Source organism: Georgenia thermotolerans, from assembly GCF_009193185.1.
Classification (GTDB): Bacteria; Actinomycetota; Actinomycetes; order Actinomycetales; family Actinomycetaceae; genus Georgenia; species Georgenia thermotolerans.
Window position 1 is genome coordinate 60051 of the sequence record NZ_VUKF01000017.1, and the last position, 20290, is coordinate 80340.

Annotated in this window: 21 protein-coding genes; 19 read left to right on the top strand and 2 right to left on the bottom strand. The window is 70.7% G+C overall.

The genetic code is table 11. The features are described from left to right. Window position 1: 1 nt before the first annotated feature. On the top strand, window positions 2-610 hold the full coding sequence (locus tag GD970_RS09865; protein WP_152202719.1) for a cupin domain-containing protein: 609 nt from the start codon (window positions 2-4) through the stop codon (window positions 608-610). Further along, window positions 607-2592 (top strand): acetoacetate--CoA ligase, encoded by a 1986-nt coding sequence (locus tag GD970_RS09870; protein ID WP_170297196.1) that lies wholly within the window; start codon window positions 607-609, stop codon window positions 2590-2592. Before GD970_RS09865 ends, GD970_RS09870 begins: the two co-directional genes overlap by 4 nt. Before the next feature lie 547 nt (window positions 2593-3139). Here the strand turns inward: GD970_RS09870 and GD970_RS22210 are convergent. Continuing rightward, window positions 3140-3256, bottom strand: a complete 117-nt coding sequence (locus GD970_RS22210) for a recombinase family protein (protein ID WP_282958493.1) — start codon at window positions 3254-3256, stop codon at window positions 3140-3142. A 274-nt stretch (window positions 3257-3530) separates the two neighbouring features. On the opposite strand from GD970_RS22210, the gene GD970_RS09880 reads away from it, so the two are divergent. The 11 genes from GD970_RS09880 to GD970_RS09930 all read left to right on the top strand — a co-directional run bounded on the left by GD970_RS09880 (window position 3531) and on the right by GD970_RS09930 (window position 14121). Beyond that, complete coding sequence (locus GD970_RS09880) at window positions 3531-4439, top strand: bifunctional DNA primase/polymerase (protein WP_152202722.1); 909 nt, start codon at window positions 3531-3533, stop codon at window positions 4437-4439. Window positions 4440-4854: 415 nt separating this feature from the next. Next, the gene (locus GD970_RS09885; RefSeq protein WP_152202723.1) at window positions 4855-5691 is read left to right on the top strand and encodes a serine/arginine repetitive matrix protein 2; all 837 of its coding nucleotides are present in this window, start codon (window positions 4855-4857) and stop codon (window positions 5689-5691) included. Further along, a complete protein-coding gene (locus tag GD970_RS09890; protein WP_152202724.1) occupies window positions 5684-6709 on the top strand; it encodes a ParB N-terminal domain-containing protein in 1026 nt (341 codons plus the stop codon). Before GD970_RS09885 ends, GD970_RS09890 begins: the two co-directional genes overlap by 8 nt. A gap of 53 nt (window positions 6710-6762) precedes the next feature. Then, window positions 6763-7413: a hypothetical protein gene (locus tag GD970_RS09895; RefSeq protein ID WP_152202725.1), complete on the top strand. Its 651-nt coding sequence runs from the start codon at window positions 6763-6765 to the stop codon at window positions 7411-7413. Continuing rightward, a complete protein-coding gene (locus tag GD970_RS09900) occupies window positions 7347-8618 on the top strand; it encodes a M23 family metallopeptidase (RefSeq protein ID WP_226925262.1) in 1272 nt (423 codons plus the stop codon). Before GD970_RS09895 ends, GD970_RS09900 begins: the two co-directional genes overlap by 67 nt. After that, a complete protein-coding gene (locus tag GD970_RS09905) occupies window positions 8615-8893 on the top strand; it encodes a DUF6112 family protein (protein WP_193314914.1) in 279 nt (92 codons plus the stop codon). The genes GD970_RS09900 and GD970_RS09905 overlap by 4 nt, the downstream gene beginning before the upstream one ends. A gap of 26 nt (window positions 8894-8919) precedes the next feature. Beyond that, the gene (locus tag GD970_RS09910; protein ID WP_152202726.1) at window positions 8920-9222 is read left to right on the top strand and encodes a DUF6112 family protein; all 303 of its coding nucleotides are present in this window, start codon (window positions 8920-8922) and stop codon (window positions 9220-9222) included. Window positions 9223-9246: 24 nt separating this feature from the next. Next, window positions 9247-10554 carry a type IV secretion system protein gene (locus GD970_RS21605; protein WP_226925265.1) on the top strand — a complete coding sequence of 436 codons (1308 nt, stop codon included), beginning with the start codon at window positions 9247-9249 and terminating at the stop codon, window positions 10552-10554. Continuing rightward, window positions 10551-12002 (top strand): SCO6880 family protein, encoded by a 1452-nt coding sequence (locus GD970_RS09920; protein WP_152202727.1) that lies wholly within the window; start codon window positions 10551-10553, stop codon window positions 12000-12002. The genes GD970_RS21605 and GD970_RS09920 overlap by 4 nt, the downstream gene beginning before the upstream one ends. Before the next feature lie 167 nt (window positions 12003-12169). After that, window positions 12170-12646 carry a hypothetical protein gene (locus GD970_RS09925; RefSeq protein ID WP_152202728.1) on the top strand — a complete coding sequence of 159 codons (477 nt, stop codon included), beginning with the start codon at window positions 12170-12172 and terminating at the stop codon, window positions 12644-12646. A gap of 233 nt (window positions 12647-12879) precedes the next feature. Then, window positions 12880-14121 carry a TraC family protein gene (locus GD970_RS09930; RefSeq protein WP_226925263.1) on the top strand — a complete coding sequence of 414 codons (1242 nt, stop codon included), beginning with the start codon at window positions 12880-12882 and terminating at the stop codon, window positions 14119-14121. 96 nt (window positions 14122-14217) lie between these two features. Here GD970_RS09930 and GD970_RS09935 read toward each other — a convergent pair whose 3' ends face one another. Then, window positions 14218-14484, bottom strand: a complete 267-nt coding sequence (locus GD970_RS09935; RefSeq protein ID WP_152202730.1) for a hypothetical protein — start codon at window positions 14482-14484, stop codon at window positions 14218-14220. 132 nt (window positions 14485-14616) lie between these two features. Here GD970_RS09935 and GD970_RS09940 point away from each other — a divergent pair, with 132 nt between their 5' ends. The 6 genes from GD970_RS09940 (at window position 14617) to GD970_RS09965 (ending at window position 20278) form a co-directional block, all read left to right on the top strand. Continuing rightward, window positions 14617-15669 (top strand): ArdC-like ssDNA-binding domain-containing protein, encoded by a 1053-nt coding sequence (locus GD970_RS09940; protein WP_152202731.1) that lies wholly within the window; start codon window positions 14617-14619, stop codon window positions 15667-15669. Window positions 15670-15695: 26 nt separating this feature from the next. Continuing rightward, complete coding sequence (locus tag GD970_RS09945) at window positions 15696-16217, top strand: hypothetical protein (protein ID WP_152202732.1); 522 nt, start codon at window positions 15696-15698, stop codon at window positions 16215-16217. Next, complete coding sequence (locus GD970_RS09950; protein ID WP_152202733.1) at window positions 16214-17989, top strand: type IV secretory system conjugative DNA transfer family protein; 1776 nt, start codon at window positions 16214-16216, stop codon at window positions 17987-17989. Before GD970_RS09945 ends, GD970_RS09950 begins: the two co-directional genes overlap by 4 nt. A gap of 209 nt (window positions 17990-18198) precedes the next feature. Further along, entirely contained in the window at window positions 18199-18606 is a 408-nt protein-coding gene (locus tag GD970_RS09955; protein ID WP_152202734.1) for a single-stranded DNA-binding protein, read from the top strand. 110 nt (window positions 18607-18716) lie between these two features. Further along, window positions 18717-19250 (top strand): hypothetical protein, encoded by a 534-nt coding sequence (locus GD970_RS09960; RefSeq protein WP_152202748.1) that lies wholly within the window; start codon window positions 18717-18719, stop codon window positions 19248-19250. Continuing rightward, entirely contained in the window at window positions 19247-20278 is a 1032-nt protein-coding gene (locus tag GD970_RS09965; RefSeq protein ID WP_152202735.1) for a hypothetical protein, read from the top strand. Before GD970_RS09960 ends, GD970_RS09965 begins: the two co-directional genes overlap by 4 nt. Window positions 20279-20290: the final 12 nt, after the last annotated feature.

Consider the following 20290-nt stretch of genomic DNA (forward strand, 5'->3'; position numbering starts at 1 on the left):
CATGACTTCGCGCAAGCCTGTCCGCCGCGTTGTGACCGGTCATGACGACGCCGGCCGTGCCGTCATCCTGTTCGACGACGCCGACGCCCCCAACTCCTTCAGCTCCGAGACGATTCCGGGCTTCGGCGCCACCGTCGCGTGGTTCACGCCCTCAGGCACCGTCGACCATGTGACCGACGAGGACGCCGCACCCGCCGGCCGGCAGTTCAACTTCCCCGCCGTGGGCGAGACCATCGTGCGGATCGCGGACTTCCCGCCGGACGCGGCCTACCCGCAGAACGCCGGCGACGCCGTCTTCGAGGAGATCCAGGGCCAGGAGGAGCGCGAGGCCGGCAGCGAGCACAGCGACGGCAAGCACTTCTGGTTCCACCGCACGGAGTCGATCGACTACGCCGTCGTCCTCGAGGGGGAGATCACTCTCCTCGTCGACGAGGGCGAGGTGACGCTGCGCGCCGGGGACGTCGCGATCCAACGTGCCACCGCTCACGCATGGTCGAACCGCACCGACAAGGTCGCCCGCATGATGTTCGTGCTCTACGGGACCGACCCGATCAGCCCCGCCCAGATCGCCGCGCGGCGGTCAGGCGCCAAGACGCCGGAGCCGGCGTGATCGTCGACCTTGCGGCCGCGGACGGCGAGATCATCTGGCGGCCCGACCCGGCCACGCTCGCCGACACCCAAACCGAGCGGTTCGCCGCGTTCGTCCGCGCCCGTGGCGTCCCGCTCGCCGAGGGCTACCAGGCGCTGTGGGAGTGGAGCGTGGAGGACCCGGACGCGTTCTGGACATCCTTTATGGAGTTTGCGGGCGTTCAGCTCGGCGGCGAGCCCGGCCCGGCCCGCAACGGCGAGCCGATGCCGGCGACCCGATGGTTCCCGGGCCGCACACTCAACTTCGCCCGGCACATGCTTGCGGGCCGCGACGGCACGGCGATGATTGCGGTGTCCGAGGACGGCACCACGGACGAGATCTCCTTCGACGAGCTGCGGACGCAGGTGGGTGCCCTCGCGGCCCACCTCCGCTCGCTCGGCGTCGGTGCGGGCGACCGGGTGGTCGCGGTCCTGCCAAACGTCCCTGAGGCCGTCGTCGGGCTTCTCGCCGCGGCGTCGCTCGGGGCGGTGTGGTCGGTGTGCTCACCGGAGTTCGGCCCCGGTGCCATCGTCTCGCGCTTCGCGCAGCTCGAACCGAAGGCCGTACTAGCAGCCCCGGGCTACCGGCTGGCCGGAAAGGACCGCGACCGGCGGGCGGAACTCGACGAGATCCTGCAGCAGCTGCCCACCGTCGAGGAGGTCGTCTGGGTGACGAGGCACTCCCCCTCGATCCCGATGCCGAGCACGGCGGTCCCGGGCGTCGCGTGGGAGGACGTCGTCGCGGAGCCGGTGGAGCCGGAGTTCGTCGACGTGGAGTTCAGCCACCCGCTGTGGGTGCTGTTCTCCTCGGGCACGACCGGCGTTCCGAAGGGCATCGTCCACGGCCACGGCGGCGCCCTGCTCGAGGAGCTCAAGATGCTCCTGCTCGGGGGCGATCTGCGTGCCGGCGACCGGTTCTTCTCCGTCGCCTCCACGAGCTGGGTCGTGTGGAACTCGCTCATCAGCGCGATGGGGGTCGGCGCCACGCCGGTCCTCGTCGATGGGAACCCGACCTTCCCCTCGCTCGATCGCGTCTGGGAGGTCGCGGCGCAGACGCGCGCCGCGGTGCTCGGCCTAGGGGCCGGGTTCGTCCATGCCTGTGCCAAGTCCGACCTGGTGCCGCAGCGCGACCACGACCTGCAGGCGCTGCGCGAGATCCAGGTGACCGGTTCGCCCCTCTCCGCGGACGGGTTCCGCTGGATCTACGGCAACGTCGGCGACGTGTGGCTGGTCTCGATGAGCGGCGGCACCGACATCGCCGGCTGCTTCGTGGGCGGCGCGCCGACCGAACCGGTGCGGGTTGGGTACATCCAGGCGCCGGCGCTCGGCGCCCGGGTTGAGTCCTGGGACGAGTCCGGGCAGCCGACCACCGGCAAGGGCGAGCTCGTCGTCACGGTACCGATGCCGTCAATGCCGCTGTACCTGTGGGGCGACACCGATGGATCGCGATACCACGGCAGCTACTTCGAGACGTTCCCCGGCGTGTGGCGGCACGGCGACTTCATCGAGATCTCCGAGAAGGGCATCCTCATCCTCGGCCGCTCGGACTCGACGCTGAACCGCAACGGCATCAGGCTCGGGTCCGCGGACATCTACGCCGTCGTCGAGGCGCTGCCGGAGGTCACCGAGGCAATGGTCGTCGGTGCGGAGATCGGCGCGGAGGGTTACTACCTGCCGCTCTTCGTGGCGATTCCCGACGGCGTCACCGAGGAGGCGGCCAAGGCCGCCATCGAACGCGCGATCCGTGCGAACCTCTCGGCGCGGTACCTGCCGGACGAGATCGTGGTGATGCGGGCCATCCCGCACACCAAGACCGGCAAAAAGCTCGAGGTCCCCGTCAAGCGGCTCATCCAGGCGGCTGCCCTGGCCGACGTCGTCGACCTCGGCGCCGTCGACGATGCGGCGCTGCTCGAGGAGTACGCGGCGTTCGCGTCGTCCAGGGCCGGGACACTGGCAACTCACTGACCCGCAGGGGTCGCGCCCCGCGCGGTCGGGCGCGGGGCGTGCACGTGGAACGTGGAACTATTCGTGGACCCGCCCGGCCGCTTCTGCAGACGAACTGTGAGCGGCTCGCCACCTCAGGCCGCGCCGTGACCCAGGTGGCGCGCCGCCAGCCCGCCGCCTTACGTCGCCTTCGACGTCCCCGCCGTCGCCGGCACGGACGCCCGCGACCTAGCCTTCACCCGGCGCCGCGAGGAGCTCGAGCAGCTCGCCGCTGGTTGGAAGCCACCACTGGCCTCTCCCCCACCACCACCGACCCCGCAGTGGTTCAACGAGGCCGTTGCGGGAATCGAGGGCCTCATCGCCGAAGGCGCAGCTCAGCCCTACCTCGGCGGCAGCCACGCCTGGCTCAAGGTCAAGCACCGCGAGACCATCGACGTCATCTGTGCCGCCGTCATGGGCCCGCTGGAGCGCCCCCGAGCGATCGTCGCCGGCCTGATCATCGGGGGCCAGCTGCGCATCGTCGGACGCAGCACACCGCTGCGCCCTACGTCGCAGGCCGATCCCGCGGTCACTGAGCTTGTCCGCGACCGTGGAGGATGTCCTTGGTGGACCGGCCGGGCCGGTCGAGCTTCCACACCACGAGGGTGTCCATGCCGTCGCGCATGTAGTCCAGCGCGGCGGCCAACCCCGGGTGACGGCGACGCTGACACGGCCTGTCTTGGGAGATGCCAGGACTGCCTGCAACCGGCTTGAGAGGGCTCCCGCTGATCGCAGCTGCCATGCCCCTGCTCATAGCGTTCCGGGGAAGCTCTCACCTCCCGCCCGCGACATCCCTCGCTCCCGGCCGACTTGGGGGACGTCCTTGACGTGCATAGATGCTGCGCCCCCTCGAAGGGGACGCTGGGGGGACGCGGTCTGGGGGGACGGAATGAGGTACAGGTCTTCGCCAGCGTGAGGGCATGGACAGCCAGATCGCCCCCGCACACTGGGCCCCAGAGGCGATGGTCGTCGCCGCCCGTGCGCCATCGCCGGCGTCCGCTGCACTCGACCTGGCACGCGCAGGCGTTCCCGTGTTCCCGTGCGTCTCGGGCGCCAAGCAGCCGCTGACGCGGCGCGGGTTTCTCGATGCTTCACCGGACGCCGGACAGGTGGCCGTGTGGTGGCGGCGCTGGCCCGACGCGAACCTCGGCCTGCCGACCGGGACAGTGTCCGGCGTTGACGTCGTAGACGTCGACGCCAAGGCCTCGGGCTCCGGCTTCCGTGCCTTCAGGCGAGCGCTCAGCGCCCAGTTAGCGACCGGGTGGGCGTGGATGGTACGCACCCCGTCCGGCGGGCTACATGCCTACTACCCGCACCCAGGGGGGACCGAGCAGCGCTCGTGGGCTTCGCCGGGCACTCACGTGGACTTCCGCGGCGACGGCGGGTACGTCATCGCCCCACCGTCGCGTGTGTTCGTCGACGGCACCGCGCGCCTGTACGTGCTTGCCGCCGTCGCGCAGCAGGCACCGCGTCCGGTCGACGCCGGTGCCTTGCGGTCATTCCTCGAGCCGCCCCGGCCGCCAAGTCCCGCCCGGTCCGCACCCGTGGGCACCCGGCCACCGGAACGGCTCGCCTCATGGCTCGCTGCGCAGCCAGAGGGCGGCCGGAACGACGCTCTGTTCTGGGCCGCGTGCCGGATGGTCGAGGAGGGCCATGACCACGCCTCCACCTCTGGACTGCTCGGCCCGGCCGCACTGCAGGCCGGACTCGGCGAGCGGGAGATCGCCGCCACGATCAAGTCGGCGTTCAAGCACACCTCTCCGCTCATCACCCAACCGACGGGCGGCGAGGGCCGCCGTCCTTTCCCACCCGAGACGGTGACGTTATGAGCGCCCACGACCCCTTCGACGCGGAACCGGCTGCCCCGAATCCGCCAGCAATTGCGACACCGCAGGGTGCGTCCATCCCGCCGGCGATGGCCGTGCACGACGACCCGTCACGACCGGGAGCTGAAGAACACGGCAGGACGCCGGAGCAAATCGCCGCGGCAGTACCCGGCCGCACCCGGGTCGAATGGGTCCACCCGTCCGAGCTACCCACCGCTGCGAACCACGCACTCGGGTGGGGCATCGGACGCGGGCTCGACCTCCAGGTCGCCATGGCGCGCGCAACGGCTCGCGCCCCGTTCCACGCCCCTGACACCGTGCGCCGCACGCTGGCCGCACGAAAGGAACGACGCAAGCTTGACACCGCGCCGGCTCCGACGACACCGCCAACACAGACCACCGAAGGGCTGACGTTGTCATGACCGCCGCGTCGACCAACACCCAGCAGCACGCGTTCGTCACCGCCGAGGGACTGCGCACCCTCCTGCTCCGGCTGCACCGGGCCGGACGCGGAGCCTGGCGGCACGACGACGAGGCGGCCGAGCTCATGCGGCATTGCATGGACCGCTATCGACCGCTGGCCCGCAAGTACCGCGCGGAACCGCTGGACGCCGCCGCGGCGGCATTCGAGGCGATGCTCGCCCCGGCCACCCGCTGGGCCACCGACCCGTGGGGCGTAGTCACGCGGGCGGTCAAGGTCACCCTCATGGCGGAGGACCGCGCGCATGGGCTGTTGTGCGAGGTCTCCCGGGCTCGGCACCTCATGAGGTCCGAGCTGCATGACGCGCAGCGGTTCGCTGAGCACGGCATGGCCGTGTACCACCCGGCCCTTCACAGCCCGGCGGAGAACGTGTTTCCCGAGCTCGACGCGGAGCTTCTCGAGCTGCTGGGAGCGTCCAGGGCCGCCGTCGAGCTATTCGTCACCGCGGGCTGGCCACGGGACCTGGCCCGTACGGCGATCGGCCATGTCTGCTCTCGTCTGGCGGAGACCGGCTCCCGGCGACGTGCGCACGAGTACCTCCGTCACGACCACCAGACCGCCGTCCTGCTCGACCTGGACCAGCGCCGCTGGACCGCGCTGTTGTCGGCGGTGCTGGGCAATCCAAACCCCGATCTGGAATGGACTGCGGCGGGCCGCGGACTGCTGCTGCGCCTGGCCGCCGGATGCCCACTTGAGGAACTCACTGCCGACGCCCGCCTCATGCGCGCTCTCGTGGACACCGCCCCGGGCTACCTGGAGGCATCCCATGCCTGAGAAGGACTTTCTCACCCGCGAGATGCTCGTGGAGGTCATCCAGGTCGGGATTCGGCATCGTCAGGACCTTGGTGACCTCCAGCCACTGATGGATTCGATCACCCGGCTCGGACTGCTGCAGCCGATCACCGTCACCCCGTCCGGGTTGCTCGTGTGTGGGCGACGACGCCTGGAAGCAATCCGCAAGCTCAGGTGGCGCACGACGAGGGTGTGGGTGCGCTCCAACATCTCCGACACCCTCACCTCGCTGCTGGCCCAACAGGACGAGAACGCGCTGCGCAAACCCCTGTCCCCGCTGGAGGCCGCGACGTTGTACCGGGAGCTGAAAGAGCACCTAGCGGAGGATGCGCGACGGCGGCAGGAAGCCTCGCGCTTCGGAGGCGACAGCGACGTCGGGGAAGTGAACGGTGGGCGTGACTCACGCCCACCGGACAGCCCAGGCAGGCACGAGACCAAGACCGCGACCCAGGCAGCCACCATGGTCACCGGAGAGGACTCCTCGCAGCGGCTCGAGCGGATCCTCAAGATCCGTGCCGTCATGGAGGACGAGGACCGCCCACTACATATCCGTCGCCTGGCTGAGGCCGCGCTCGACGACATCGACGCCGGCGGGCCAGTCGCACCCGCCTACCTCCGCGTGATGAACACCATCCGGGCCGGAGATCAGGCGGCACAGCACCCCGTTGCGCCAGTCACACCGCCGATCCCACCCACACCGGACGAGATCGCCGAGCTCTCCCGCCAGGCGCTTGAGAAGGCCAAGTCAGAGCGAGCACGCCGCATCGAGCTGGTCTCCACCGCGGCCCGGCCCCAACAGAAGGTGCTGCGCAGCCCCAAGGCCCTGGTCCTGGCGTGGCGGGAGCTGGACGGGTGGACCGCCCACTACGACGTCCACCAGGTTGCCGATGCGCTGAGCGACGACGAGGTGGCGATGGTGCTGCGCGTGCTCGCCGACTCTGCCAGGTTCATCGACGACGTCGTCGCAGCCCGCAAAGCCACCGCCTCGAGCACGGCGTAGGGACAGTCATGGTCACCAGGCCTAGCGCACGCACCCGGCGGCGGATCCCCGTCGTGCTGCTCGTCGTTCTGGGGGTCGCGGTCGTCGCGACGACGGTCTACGGGTTCGCAGTCACGCACCAAGACACAACGGCACCCGCGGGCACGACGACTCCTCCCCCGTCACCCACCGCCGCAGCCCCCACGGCGTCCGACCGCACCCCCGCGATTGGCGTTGAGGACATCGCGATCGTCCCGGCAACGGCCGACCCGCGCGCGTTCGCCCGATCAGTCGCCAAGATGGTCTTCGCTTGGGACACGACCAGCGGACTGGCTCCGGGCGACTACATGGTCCCGGTGATCGAGGTCGCCGACCCCACTGGCGTCGAGACCCCGGGCCTGGTTGCCGACCTCAGCGGCTACCTGCCCTCCGCGGCAGCGTGGGAGCACCTACGCCAATACGCCACCCGGCAGTGGCTGGACGTCGCCGACGTCGCCGTCCCCGCGCGGTGGGGCGAGGTCGTGGCACATGCCCCGGAGGGATCGTTCGCCCCGGGCACGACCGCGCTGACGGTGAGCGGCGTCCGGCACCGGTCAGAGGTCTGGGACTCCCGCCCTATCTCCAGCACACACGAGGTCGCCATGACGGTGTTCATGGTGTGTGCTCCAAGCTATCCCGACTGCCGGCTATTGCGCCTGTCGCAGCTCGACAGGCCGCTGCGGTGATGGAGGCGGGACTCATGCATCGCATTCCGATCGTCGTCGGCCTTGTCGCGGTCCTCATCGGCCCCAGCGCCGTCCTGGCCGGTCTCGTGCTGGTCCTCGGCCGCACGGCCGGGACCTGGTGCCCCACAGGGCCGGCGGTTGTGCAGGTGCCCGACGGGCTGGTCGCGCGCGCCGCCGACGGCCAACTGGTGCGCCTCAACCGGGTCCAGCTCACTCACGCGGCCACGATCATCACGATCGGGGCGCGCACCGAGGGCGTCGGCCGCGACGGGATCCTGGTGGCGCTCATGGCGGCGCTCACTGAGTCGCGACTGCGCATGCTCGCCAACACCACCGCTTACTCCGCATCGGCCACGTTCCCGCACGACGGGGACGGTTCCGACCACGACTCCCTCGGCCTGTTCCAGATGCGGCCGGCCGCCGGGTGGGGCTCGGTGGGCGAGCTGATGGACCCGACCTATCAGGCCACGGCGTTCTACGGCGGTCCGACCGGCCCCAACAACGGCAGCCCGCGCGGGTTGCTCGACGTCCGAGGTTGGGAGCAGCTGCCCAAAGGTGCTGCGGCGCAGGCCGTCGAGGTGTCTGCTTATCCAGATCGATACGCCGCCTTCGAGCCGGTCGCCGTCGCAATCCTCGACGCCCTCACCCAGACCAGCGCAAGGGCGGGATCCGCAGTCCCCGCGGACATGCCTGCCCCGGCGCCGCCGGCCACCGCCCGGGTCGTGTTCCCGCTCCCAGCCGGGACGTGGCAGCGGACTTCCGGGTTCGGGATGCGGGTCAACCCCGTCACCGGCGTCTACGAACTCCATGCGGGTGTCGACTACGCCGCCGCGTCTGGGACCCCGATCCTCGCCGTCGCAGACGGCCGCGTGGTCTTCACTGGCCGCACGGCCGGAGGCGCCAACTCCATCCAGATCGCGCACACCATCAACGGCACCCCGGCGGTCACCGCATACCGACACCTGCGCGACGGCGGCACCCACGTCGCGGTCGGAGACCATGTCGCCGCCGGACAGCACATCGGCGACGTCGGCTCGACCGGCAACTCCACCGGACCACACCTGCACTTCCAGGTCCACCCGGGCGGGGACGCAGGCTCGCCCTTCGATCCCGAACCCTGGCTCACCGGCGCAGCCGAGCGGACCCAGCCGGCGCTCGCACGCGCCGCCGCGCCGACATGCCCGACAACGGAGGTAACCCCATGACCCGAGCCCAGACCGTCAGACCAGACTTCGACGCCGTCGCGGCCAGCGACCAGCTCAGCCAAATCATCGGCGCGCTGCTGACGATCGGGCTGATCGCCGCCGTCGGGATGCTCATAGTCTGCGCGCTCACGTGGGCGATCGCCTCCTTGTCCGGTGCCTGGCACTCCGCCGCGCGAGCCAGGGCCGGCGTCCTGGTCGCCCTCGGCGGTGCCGCCCTGATCGGCGGGGCCCTCGCATGGACCAACTGGCTCGTGCACACCGGCTCCACCCTCTGACCCGCCCCGAGTTAGGAGCACGCACCATGCCCACCCTTACCATCCCCGCCGTCTACGCGGGCATCTCGGTGACCCCGAACTCCACAGGCCTGCCCGGCATCGAGCAGCTGCGCACCATCGTCGGCGCCGGCATGACCATCGGGCTGATCCTTGCCGTCCTGGCCCTGATCATCTCCGCGGTCGTCTGGGCGTTCGGCTCCCACTCCTCGAACCCCCACCTCGCCGGTCGCGGCAAGACCGGCGTCCTGGTCGCCTTCGGCACCGCCATCGTGTGCGGCGCGTCGGTCGCGCTCGTCAACTTCTTCTGGAACGTCGGCCAGGCCGTCTGACTGGGCGGAAGGGACGTGGGCGAGATGAGCGTGTGCGACCTGCCGGGCATCACCACGATCTGCTCGGCGGCGGGCGACGGTGCGGCCACCGCGCTGGCCGCCGGGTTCGAGTGGCTCGCTTCCGCCGTCGCGGGAGTGGCGGCCGTCCTGATCGAGTCCGTCTGGGCCCTGTTCGAGACCACCACGTTTGTCGACGTGACCACCGGGCACTTCCGGTCGGTCTACGCAATCGTGTTCGGCATCGCGGTGTTCGTGATGCTCGGCTTCTTCCTGCTGCAAGTCATCGGCGGCATGGTCCGCCGCGAACCGGCCGCACTGTCCCGGGCAGCGCTCGGGCTGGCGAAGTCTGTTCTCGGGTCGTTCGTCGTGCTCGCGCTGGTCGCCGCCTGCCTCGAGATCACCGACCGGCTCTGCATCGGGATCGTGCACGCGACCGGCACCACCATGAGCGAGATGGGCGACCGGCTCAACCTGCTCACCGCATCCCTGCTGCTGACCACCGCGGGCGGGCCGGGGGTCGCGATCCTGCTCACCCTGTTCATCGGCGGCCTGACCGCCGGGGCCGCGTTCATCGTGTGGCTCTCGTTGCTGGTGCGCAAGGCCTTGCTGCTCATCGCCGTCGTGTTCGCGCCCGTCGCGCTGGCCGGAGCGACCTGGGACGCCACACGCGGCTGGGTCGGCCGGTGGGCCTCGTTCGTGGTCGCGCTGATCGTGTCCAAGCTCGTGATCGTCGTGGTGTTCCTGCTCGCCACCGCTCAGGTCGCGTCACCGATCGACGCCGACGTGCAGTCACTGGCCGACCCGCTCGCCGGCGTGGTGCTGCTGCTCGTGGCCGGGTTCGCCCCGTACCTGACCTACAAGGCCATCAACTTTATGGGCTTCGACATGTACCACGCGATGAGTGCCGAACAAGAGGCCAAGCACGCCCTCAACCGTCCCCTGCCGGTCCCGACCTCCCTCCTGGCCCGCAAGCCTGCCAAGGTGCTCGACATGGGCGGCCCAGGCGCCAGCACATCGGGGGGCGGTGGGCGCCCACCGGCTCCCAGTAAGGGCGCGGCGCCCACGGCGACACCGCCCACCCCCGCGTCAACGGCGTCCGGAGGCGCGGGCGCCGCACGTGCAGCGTCTGGCGGCGCGGGCGCTGGCGGTGGGGCGGCCGGGGCGGGGGCTGCAGCGGCCGGTGCAGGACTCGCCGTGGCGGGAGCCTCCATCGCGCACAAGGCGGCCACCGCCGGACCCAGGGCCGGCGCCGCGGTCGCAGGAGCCGTCGAGCACCAGCACGGACCGAACTCCCCCCAAGAGTCCACACCGCATCCCGGAGGGTCTCGATGACCACGGCACCCGAACCCGAGCTGGCCCCGGTGAAGTTCTCCCGGCTCCCCCGGCGCGGCGTCCTGCTGGGACTGTCCGGCCCGCAGCTGGCCGTCGTCGGCACCACAATCATCGTGGTCGCCGTCGCGTTCGTGTCGGGCGGAACGGCCATTGCTTTCGTCCTACCGCTCCTCGTTGTCGGGGCCGCACTCACATGGACACGGGTGGGCGGACGGCCGCTGGTCGAGTGGCTGGCGCTCGGGACCCGGTGGGGAGGCCGTGCGGCGACCGACCAGCTCCAGTACCGCGCGCGGATCGGTAAGCCGCGCCCCGCCGGGACACTCGCCTTGCCTGGGGACGCAGCCGGTCTGCGGCAGCAGGTCGACGCCACGACCGGGGCGGTGTTCGTGCACGACCCGCACGCGAACACACTCACCGCGATCCTCGGCATTTCGCACCCCGCGTTCGTGCTGCTCGATCCGGCTGAGCAGCAGCGGCGCGTCACGGGCTGGGGCACGGTCCTGGCCGCGGCTTGCAGGTCCGGGCACCTCGCCGGCGTCCAGGTGCTCGAGCGGACACTTCCCGACTCAGGTAAGTCCCTGGCCGACTGGTGGCAGTCCCATGGTCACGACGACGGATCCTGGGCCGCACGCACCTACGGTGAACTCGTTGACAACGCTGGCCCCGCCGGCGAACGACACGCCACCACTATCTCGCTCGCCCTCGACCTGGACACGGCCAGCCGAGCCGTCCGCGCCGCAGGCGGCGGCACGCGGGGGGCGGCCGCGGTGCTCCGGCAGGAGGTCGACAACCTCACCGCTGCCCTGCGGGCTGCCAATCTCGCACCGTCCGGAATGCTCGAGCCCGGCGACCTCGCCCTCATCCTCCGCGCCGCCTACGACCCGAGCGTCGGCGCAGCCCTCGAACGGCACGGGTCCCTCGGCCGTGACCTGGCCACCGCAGGGCCGGTCGCCGTTACCGAGTCGTGGGGATCGCTGCGCTCAGACTCCGCCTACCACGCCGTGCTATGGATCTCCGAGTGGCCTCGCTCGCACGTGTATCCCGGCTTCCTCGCCCCGCTACTCCTGGCCGCAGGGGTGCGGCGCACGTTCACCCTGAGGTTCACGCCCGTCCGCGTCGACGCCGCCGCCCGTGACATCCGCAAGAAGAAGACCGAGTACCTCTCCGACGCCGCCCAACGAGCACGCCTCGGCCAGATCGAAGACGCCCGCCAGACCGCCGCGTACGCCGACGTGCTCCAGCAGGAAGCAGACCTGACGGCAGGGCACAGCATCCTGCGTACCACCGCGCTCATCACCGTCACCGCCTCCGATCCCGAGGAGCTCGAGCACGCGGTCGCAGCCGTGGAGCAGGCAGCGATCCAGGCCTCCTGCGAGACCCGCCGCCTCTGGGGTCAGCAGGCCCAAGCATTCACCGCCGCAGCCCTTCCCTTGTGCCGGCCATTGTGACCCGCCGCCCGGACCCGCAGTGGCCCCGGCGGTCATGCCTGTGCTCTGCGGTTCGGTCCCGCGCTGGTTGCGGACCGAATCTCGCCATCGTGCCGACTGCCCCGCCCGCAGGGGTGGAGAAGGTGTCACACCTGCCAGATGACCACCGGCTCGGCTGAGGAGGCCTTATGCCCGACTACGACAACCCTGTCCGCTCGGCACAGGAGGCGGCGGAGGCCGCGAGGGCGCTGGCGCACGCGACGCGAGCCTTCGGCGACAGGCTTGCTGACTCCTACGACGTGGTGACTGAGCTGCTTTCGACCGCCTGCCGTCTCGAGCAGGTGCTCGACCAGGTTTCCTCCGTGCACCGCGACGCCTGCGACAAGGCACGCGGTGAGAACGACAGCCCGGCCACCGGGCGGAGGCACGCCCTGGCAGCCGCCGCCGAGCTGCGCCAGGCCGCCCGGCTGCTCGGGCAGGTCGAGGCGCACCTGGACGTGGCAGCTCAACACTCTGGTGCAATCCGGTGGCCCGAGCGGATCGAGCCGAGTCGGGAGGGGGCGTCGGTTCCGGCCTCCCGACGGGATCCGCAGGAGCCGGTGTCGCTAGAGGAGGCGTTCCGGCGCGTGAGCCGCCGCCCGGACGGCCCCGGACACTCCCTGTGAGCCGGCAGCGGCTGCACGCGGCGGTTCTGGTCTCTCCCGACGGAGAGCGCCGCCGGCTGCGGAAGGCCCGGCGCCGAGCGGCCGCACAGGTGGCGGCGCGCGACCGGGCCGAGCGTGCCGCCCAGGCTAAGGCCAAGCGGGAAGCCGAGCTGGCCGAACGACGCTCCACAGTGCTCCTGCCCGCCGCTGGCGAGCCCGGCCCGGCTGGGCTGCGCACGCCAGGTCGGCTGCGGATGCCCCGACACCAGGACACGTCGGCCACCTGGGCTGGCGCATACCCGTTCCTGGCCGAGGGCGGCCTCGGCGCCGACGGAGTCTTCGTCGGACAGGACCTCTACTCCGGCTCCTCGTTCGTCTACGACCCCTGGGTGCTGTACTCCCGGGGCCTCCTCACCGCCCCCAACGTGGTCCTGGCCGGGATCGTCGGCTCCGGCAAGTCCGCGCTGGCCAAGTCCCTGTACACCCGGTCCATCCCGTTCGGGCGGCGCGTGTACGTGCCTGGCGACCCCAAGGGCGAGCACACTCCGGTCGCCGAGGCCGTCGGGGGACGCGCGATCAAGCTGGGCCACGGCATGACCCACCGGCTCAACCCCCTCGACGAAGGCCACCGCCCCGCGGGGATCGACGACCACACCTGGGCGGCACAGGTCGGCGCTCGACGCCGCGACCTGCTCGGTGCCCTCGCCGAAACCGTGCTGGAGCGACGCCTCACTCCGCTCGAGCACACCGCGATCGACACCGCCCTGAGCGCCACCCTCCGCGCGAGAGACGTGCCGGTCCTGCCCGACGTCGTCGCCCACCTGCTCCACCCGGATAGCCGAGACGACCTGGAGGGGCGCCTGAGCGAGGACGGCCGACACGCCGGCCACGCACTGCGCCGCCTCGTGGCAGGGGACCTCGCCGGACTCTTCGACGGCCCCTCGACCGTCGCGTTCGACCCGGGCCTGCCGATGATCTCCCTGGACCTGTCGCGGGTCACGGAGAACTCCACGCTTATCTCGGTGCTCATGACCTGCGCGTCAGCGTGGATGGAAGCGGCCCTGCTCGACCCCGACGGTGGGCAACGGTGGGTCGTCTACGACGAGGCCTGGCGGCTCATGCAGCACCCCGCACTGCTGCGGCGCATGGACGCCCACTGGCGCCTGGCGCGGCACTACGGCATCGCGAACATGCTCGTGTTTCACAAGCTGTCCGACCTCGACAACGTTGGCGACCTCGGCACCGCCAACCGCGCCCTGGCCTCTAGCCTGCTTGCGAACGCGGAGACCCGGATCATCTACCGCCAGGAGACCGACCAGCTCGGCCCCACCGCCGCCGCTCTCGGGCTGAATCGCACCGAGGTGTCCCTGCTGCCCACCCTCGGCGTTGGGCAGGGGCTCTGGCGCATCCGGGACCGGTCGTTTCTCGCCCAGCACCAACTCCATCCTGACGAGGAGAGACTGTTCGAGACTGGCCGGCGTGCCCGGGGACTGTGATCCGAGCGAGCACGCGCCAGGCTACGACGCCACCATCGAGCTTAAGACCGGACGGTTCGCGCCCGAGCACGCGGGGCTGCTACCACAACCGGCAGTTCACGCCCCCACGCTCGGCAATCTTCGGGTGACGGCGTTGGCCCAGACCCAGGCGAATCCTTCGCGGCCGTGGCCGTCGACGTAGCGCACCCGGACCGCCTTCTCTGTCCAGGCCAGCGCTACGCCGTCGACGAGCTGGTGACCCTTCCGAGTGTGGATCCACGCGGTGATCGGCAGCGGCTCCCCCGCCGGGCGGACCGGCGTGCCGTACTGGGCGGGCCCGAGGCTGTATGCCTGCTCGCTCAGCGGCACCTGCTCGACTGACATGCGAACCACGATACCGCCACCCTCGAACGCTCGTTCGAAACAACCACCGTGCGCTTGAACCCAGGATTCCGACCGCTCGGGGCGCCCAACACACCTCCCTTGCAGAAGATCGCTCGCAAGGGAGGGAAGACGATGTACCGCAAGTCGATCTCGGGCGCGGACAAGGTGGCCGCCCGGGAGGCGAAGCTCGACGAAGCGCGGGCCAAGCTGGCCGATGCCCTGAGCGCCCTGATGAATGGGGCGGAGTTCCAGCGCGCGATCGAGTTCGCCGCACGTTTCCGCTCACACAGTTTCAACAACACGCTGCTGATCTGGCTGGCCCACAACGACGCCTATGACTCCGGCCGCGTGCCCAGTGCGACGCCGACCTACGTCGCCGGCTATCGCCAGTGGCAGAGGCTGGGCCGGCACGTGGTCAAGGGCCAGGCCGGGTACATGATCCTCGCGCCGGTCACCGCTAGATACGTATCGGATGACCCTGCTAACCCCGGGTCGTGGCGGCGGTTGGAACGAGGCAAAGGCCCCCCCGACGGCGAAACCCTCAAGTCAAGACTCGTCAACGTCCGTCCGACCTATGTCTGGGACGTCTCCCAGACTGAGGGCGACCCGATCCCACTGCTGCCCGTGCCCCAGCTCCTAGAAGGACAGGCCCCCGAAGGCCTGTGGGACGGGCTCGTATCCCAGGTCTTGAACCAGGGGTACCGGCTTAGCCACGTGCCGGATGCGGCCACGATCGGCGGGGCGAACGGGCTGACGAACTTCGCCACGAAGATCGTCTCGATCCGCGAGAACATGGACGAGCTGGCTCGCTGCAAGACCCTCGCCCACGAGCTGGGGCACGTGTTGCAGGGGGCCAGTGAGGACGGTCCGAGCCATCGCGGGATCGCGGAGGTCGAGGCCGAGAGCGTCGCGCTGATGACGCTCGCCGCCCACGGCGTCGACAGCTCGCAGTACACGGTCCCCTACGTGGCCGGCTGGGCGAACAGCGTCAAGGGACGAAGTCCGCTAGAGCTGGTGGCCTCCACGGCCTCCCGCGTGCGGGCGATGGCAGTTCAGATTCTCGACCGGCTCGACACGCTTCAAGTCGCCGACGGCGCACCCCCCGGCCTGCAGCAGGTTCCGCAGCCCTCGCAGCGCACCGGCGCGAGGCCGGCACCACCATCACGTCAGGTGGTGACGTTGTGAGGCGCCCGCAGACGAAAGTGCCGGTGGTGTTGCCGCACGTCCTCGCCCGTATCGACGCCACCGGGCACCTGGACGTCACCGTGGACGGATCCCCGGTGCAGGCGCCCGAGACGACCCGGCCGCTGCGCGCCAAAGACCTGCAGCGCGTCGTCGACGGCATCGCCGCCGAGCTGAATTGCCCCATCCGCGTCGAGGTCAGCCAGGACGGCACCCAGCCGTTCACCGACATCGTCACCCCGCCCACTCCTGCCGCTTCCCCGCAGCGCAAGGATGCGCCGATCGCGCAGTCAGCGGCCCCGGGCACTGCTGGACCGGCCGCGCCTCCGTTCGGGTTCGGCGTCCTCGGATCCGGGTTCCTGCCTGGCGAGCAGGTCAGCGTGGCCGTGGTCGTCTCGACCCAGCACGCCGACGCTCACGGACACGCGTCTTTGCGCATGCCGCCATCGCTGCTCGCGCGAGCTCCCAGACCGCTGGTCCTGTTCGGGCAGACGTCCGGCACGATCGTCGTCTCCGACCCCCGCGACGAGACCGGCTGGGGTCCCGCATGAGCAGCCAGGTCGGGGCGCGCAGCGCTGGCGATGAACTGACCAACCTCGGCCTGATCGCCGTGGTCCTGCTCGCGGGCCTGGCTGGTCTGCTCCGCGTGGCGGGCACCGTGGCCGCGCTCCTCACCCGCACCGCCCCACCGGGCGGCGGGGCGGAGGCCGGCGTCCGGGTTCTGCTCCATCCGGGGGACCCCGCCAGCGCGCTCGACGCTCCGGGGCTCAACCGGCTCGTCTTCTGGGTTGTGGTTGGCCTCATGGTGGTGCTGCTCGCCGTCACCGTCTGGGTCATATGGAAGCTCATCGGATTCCTGCGCGCGCCGATCAAGGACGCGCGGCAGGTGCCGGGGACGGCCACCCCTCGGGAGGTAGTCAGGATCGCCTCGGCCAAGGCGCACTTGGCCAAATCGAAGAACCTCCGGCCCTCGCTCGAGCGGCCCGAACCGCACGAGATCGGCTACTTCCTCGGACGATGCCAGGGCAAGGAGGTATGGGCCTCGGTCGAGGACTCGATGCTGTTGCTCGGCCCGCCCCGCTCCGGCAAAGGCCTGCACATCGTCATCAATGCGATCCTTGACGCGCCGGGAGCCGTCATCACGACCTCCACCCGCCCGGACAACCTCACCACCACCATCACCGCCCGCCGCCGAGTTGGTCCCGTCGCCGTCTTCGACCCCCAGCATCTGGCTGAGGGCATCACCGCCGGACTGCGCTGGTCCCCCGTGCGCGGGTGCCAGTCCCCGCAGACGGCAATGACCCGCGCCCAAGGACTCGCATCGTCCACTGGGTTGTCGACGGGCGGAGTCGAATCCGGCGGCTTCTGGGAAGGCAAGACCGCCGCCGCGCTCGAACAACTCCTGCACGCTGCGGCGCTCGGCGGATACGGAGCCCGCGAGCTGTTCGCCTGGTCCCTGTCCCCGTCCGCCGCGGCCGACGCCGTCGCTATCCTCTCCTCCCATCCGGACGCCGCGCCCGGCTGGTCGGACGCGCTGGAATCGACGATCCACGCCGACCCCCGCACCCGCGACTCCGTCTGGATGGGGGTCTCACTGGCGCTGCGGTCCCTGGCCGACCCGCGTGTGATGGACGCCGTCTCACCATCCCGCGGTGAGCAGTTCGACCCCGTGACCTTCCTGCGAGACAACGGCACCCTCTACCTGTTGGCCACCTCCGCCGGCGCCGGAGCCGCCGGGCCGCTCGTCGCCGCATTCATCGAAGACCTCGTCGAGACCGCCAAGCGACTCGCCGCCCGCTCACCGGGCGCGCGCCTGGACCCGCCGCTCCTGCTTGCCCTGGACGAGATCGGCAACCTCGCCCCCATCCCGTCCCTGCCTGACCTGATGTCCGACGGCGGCGGCACCGGGATCACGCCCATGGCCGTCCTGCAGTCCCTCGCCCAGGCCCGCGGCAAGTGGGGTGACCAGAGGGCCGGCACCATGTGGGACGCCGCGATCGTCAAGATCGTGCTCGGCGGCGGCGCCGTGGCCCGCGACCTGCAAGACCTGTCCGCCCTCATCGGAGAGCGCGACGAGCGCACAGACACGGTATCGGTGGGCGACGGCGGCTCCCGTTCCGTGCAGCGGTCCACACGCCGGGTGCCCGTCATGCCGCCCGAGGCGATCCGAACGATGCCGTTCGGGACCGCGCTCACCCTCCTGCGGGCAGCCTCGCCGATGATCACCCGAATGCGCCCCTGGACCGCCAGAGCCGATGCGGACCAGCTCGCGGCCGAACGACGTGCGGTCGAGAACACGCTGCGCCAAGGGACGGACAGGTGACAACGCCAACTGGGGCTCGAGGTTTTCGACGACGGTGCGAGCAAGGCGCATTCACGTGCCTAGAGGCGTCACGCCCTCGCCCCTTGCCTGCTCCAGGCACTCGGCTTGTCTCCAGGCCGCCGGGGTCGCGGTCGCGGCCGGCGGGCAGCTCACACCTAGTCCGTAAGCGCGGTACCCGTCCAAGGGTGCCGCTGACATAGGGAGCCGCCATGTCCATCCCCATCAAGCAGTGCCTGGTCGGGTTCGTCGCCGACCCGATCCCGCGTCCCAAGCCCACGGCTCGGGGCGGGACTCGTGTGCAGGTTCGGGTGCGGCTGCCGCACTGGCGGCGCAACCCCGATGGTGGATACACGCCGCTCAAGGCCACGTACTGCACGCTGGTCACGTTCGACGAAGTCGCCCAGGAGCTGTTCGCGCGGTTCAGGAAGGGTGACAAGGTCATCGCCGCCGGTGCCGTTCGCATGGACCAGCCCAACGTGGACGGAATCGCAAGACAGCGGGAGCTGTTTGTTGCCTACCACGTCGGGCACGACGCCGTCCGCACCCGGTATGTCGTCGAGCGCCCCCGTATGCGGGCGGACACGCTCAACCTGTCGAGCGCGGTCACAGGGCGGTGATCGCCATGAGCGAAGGAATCCCCGAGGGTGTTGGTTGGCCGTTCGCCGGCCAACCAACACTGCTGCCCGAGGACGGGCTAGACCTGCTCGCCACCGGATCGGGCGGACCGATGTCGGGCCCGGCCCTGCCCATGGAGGAGGGCGAGGAGCCGCTCCGCCCGATCAACTGGAATCTTCTGTCCCCGGAGACGGCACAGATCGCGTGGCTAGACCTGAACGTATGGGTCAACTGGCTGCGCAACACGTACGGACTGCCGCCGACCGTGATCCCGCCGCTATGGCACCGCCACGACGAGTTGGTCTGGGAGTTGTCCGCGCTTCACACCCACTGGCTCGCATGCTACGAGTCGGACGCGTCCCCGTCGGCCCCGATGGCCTGGCACCGCGACTTCGCGGACGCCCGCAACCGACTACGCGAGTGGGTGGCCACCTCCGGCACCCGCCTGGACCGCGACCGCCCCACCCGGACTACGACCTGGCCCGGAGACGAGCCGGCCGACATTCCGGAAGAGCGAGTCATCACCAACCGCGATGAGGACTTCGCGAGGTTCGTCGCCGACGACATCGCCGACCGTGCCCGCGCCCGACAGCACGCCCGGCACGCCACTATCCAAAACCGCTACCAGCACGGAGGCGAGGCATGAGCACCCGGCCTTCGCGGGACCTGCGCCGGGCAGCCGATCTCGCCGCGCTGCGCGAGCACCGCAGTACCAGCCCGGCCGCTGCTCACGCCGCGATCGCGCGTGAGCTGTGGACGGCCTTTCGCACCCTCGGCTTCACCTCAGGGCGGGTGCTGGCAGGAGGAGAGGACGCCGCGACATTTCTCGGCCTGGCACCCGGACGGTGGCCCGGCGGCGCCTCCGGGACAGCGGTCGTCGGACCTGACCACGCCCCAGTTCGGCCACTCAACGTGCACCCGGGCTGGCAGGGGCCCGATGAGATTGACCTCGCGATCACCTCCATGCCGGTAAACGACGTCACGCTGCGCGACCCGTCGAACATTGTCGCCCGGCGTGCCGACCAGGTCGCCCTGGCGATTCTCACCGTGCGTGGCACCCGCCCCGGCGGGCTCAGTGCACTGCTCGCCTCGCACGACCTGATGGATGACCCCGTCAGCATTGCACGGCGGGAGATCGCGTCCATGGCCGACCTCGTCGGCGCCGTTCGCCTGCCGTCGGGAGCGCACCGGCACCAACCCGGCACCGACCTGCCCACCGACCTGCTCCTGTTCCGTCGTCGCCATCCGGGAGAGCCCCAACGTGGGGCCAACTTCGAGACGGCGCCCGGTATCAATCTCGACGGGGCAAGGGTAACCATCAACACCTACTTCGACACCCGGCCCGACCGCATGCTCGGCCGGGCCACCTATGACCCGACGTCACCGCCACCGACGAACCTGGCCCTCACCGGCGACCGCAACCGATTCGCCGTCGAGCTGCGCGCGGCCTTCGAGCAACTCACCGCGGAGGCGCTGCACAACGGGCTGACGATGACGCCGGCACGAGAGCCTGCCCCGTCCCACGGCATCCGGCCGAACGCGGTCAACGATGTTGACCGGTACCTGTCCCGCGGACAACGACTTCGCTCGGGGCCTGTCACGTACCCCGGGATCGGCCTATCCGGTTGGCATGGGCCCGGCCATGATGTCCAAGGTCCTGCGTCCGGCCTGTGACGGAAAGACCGC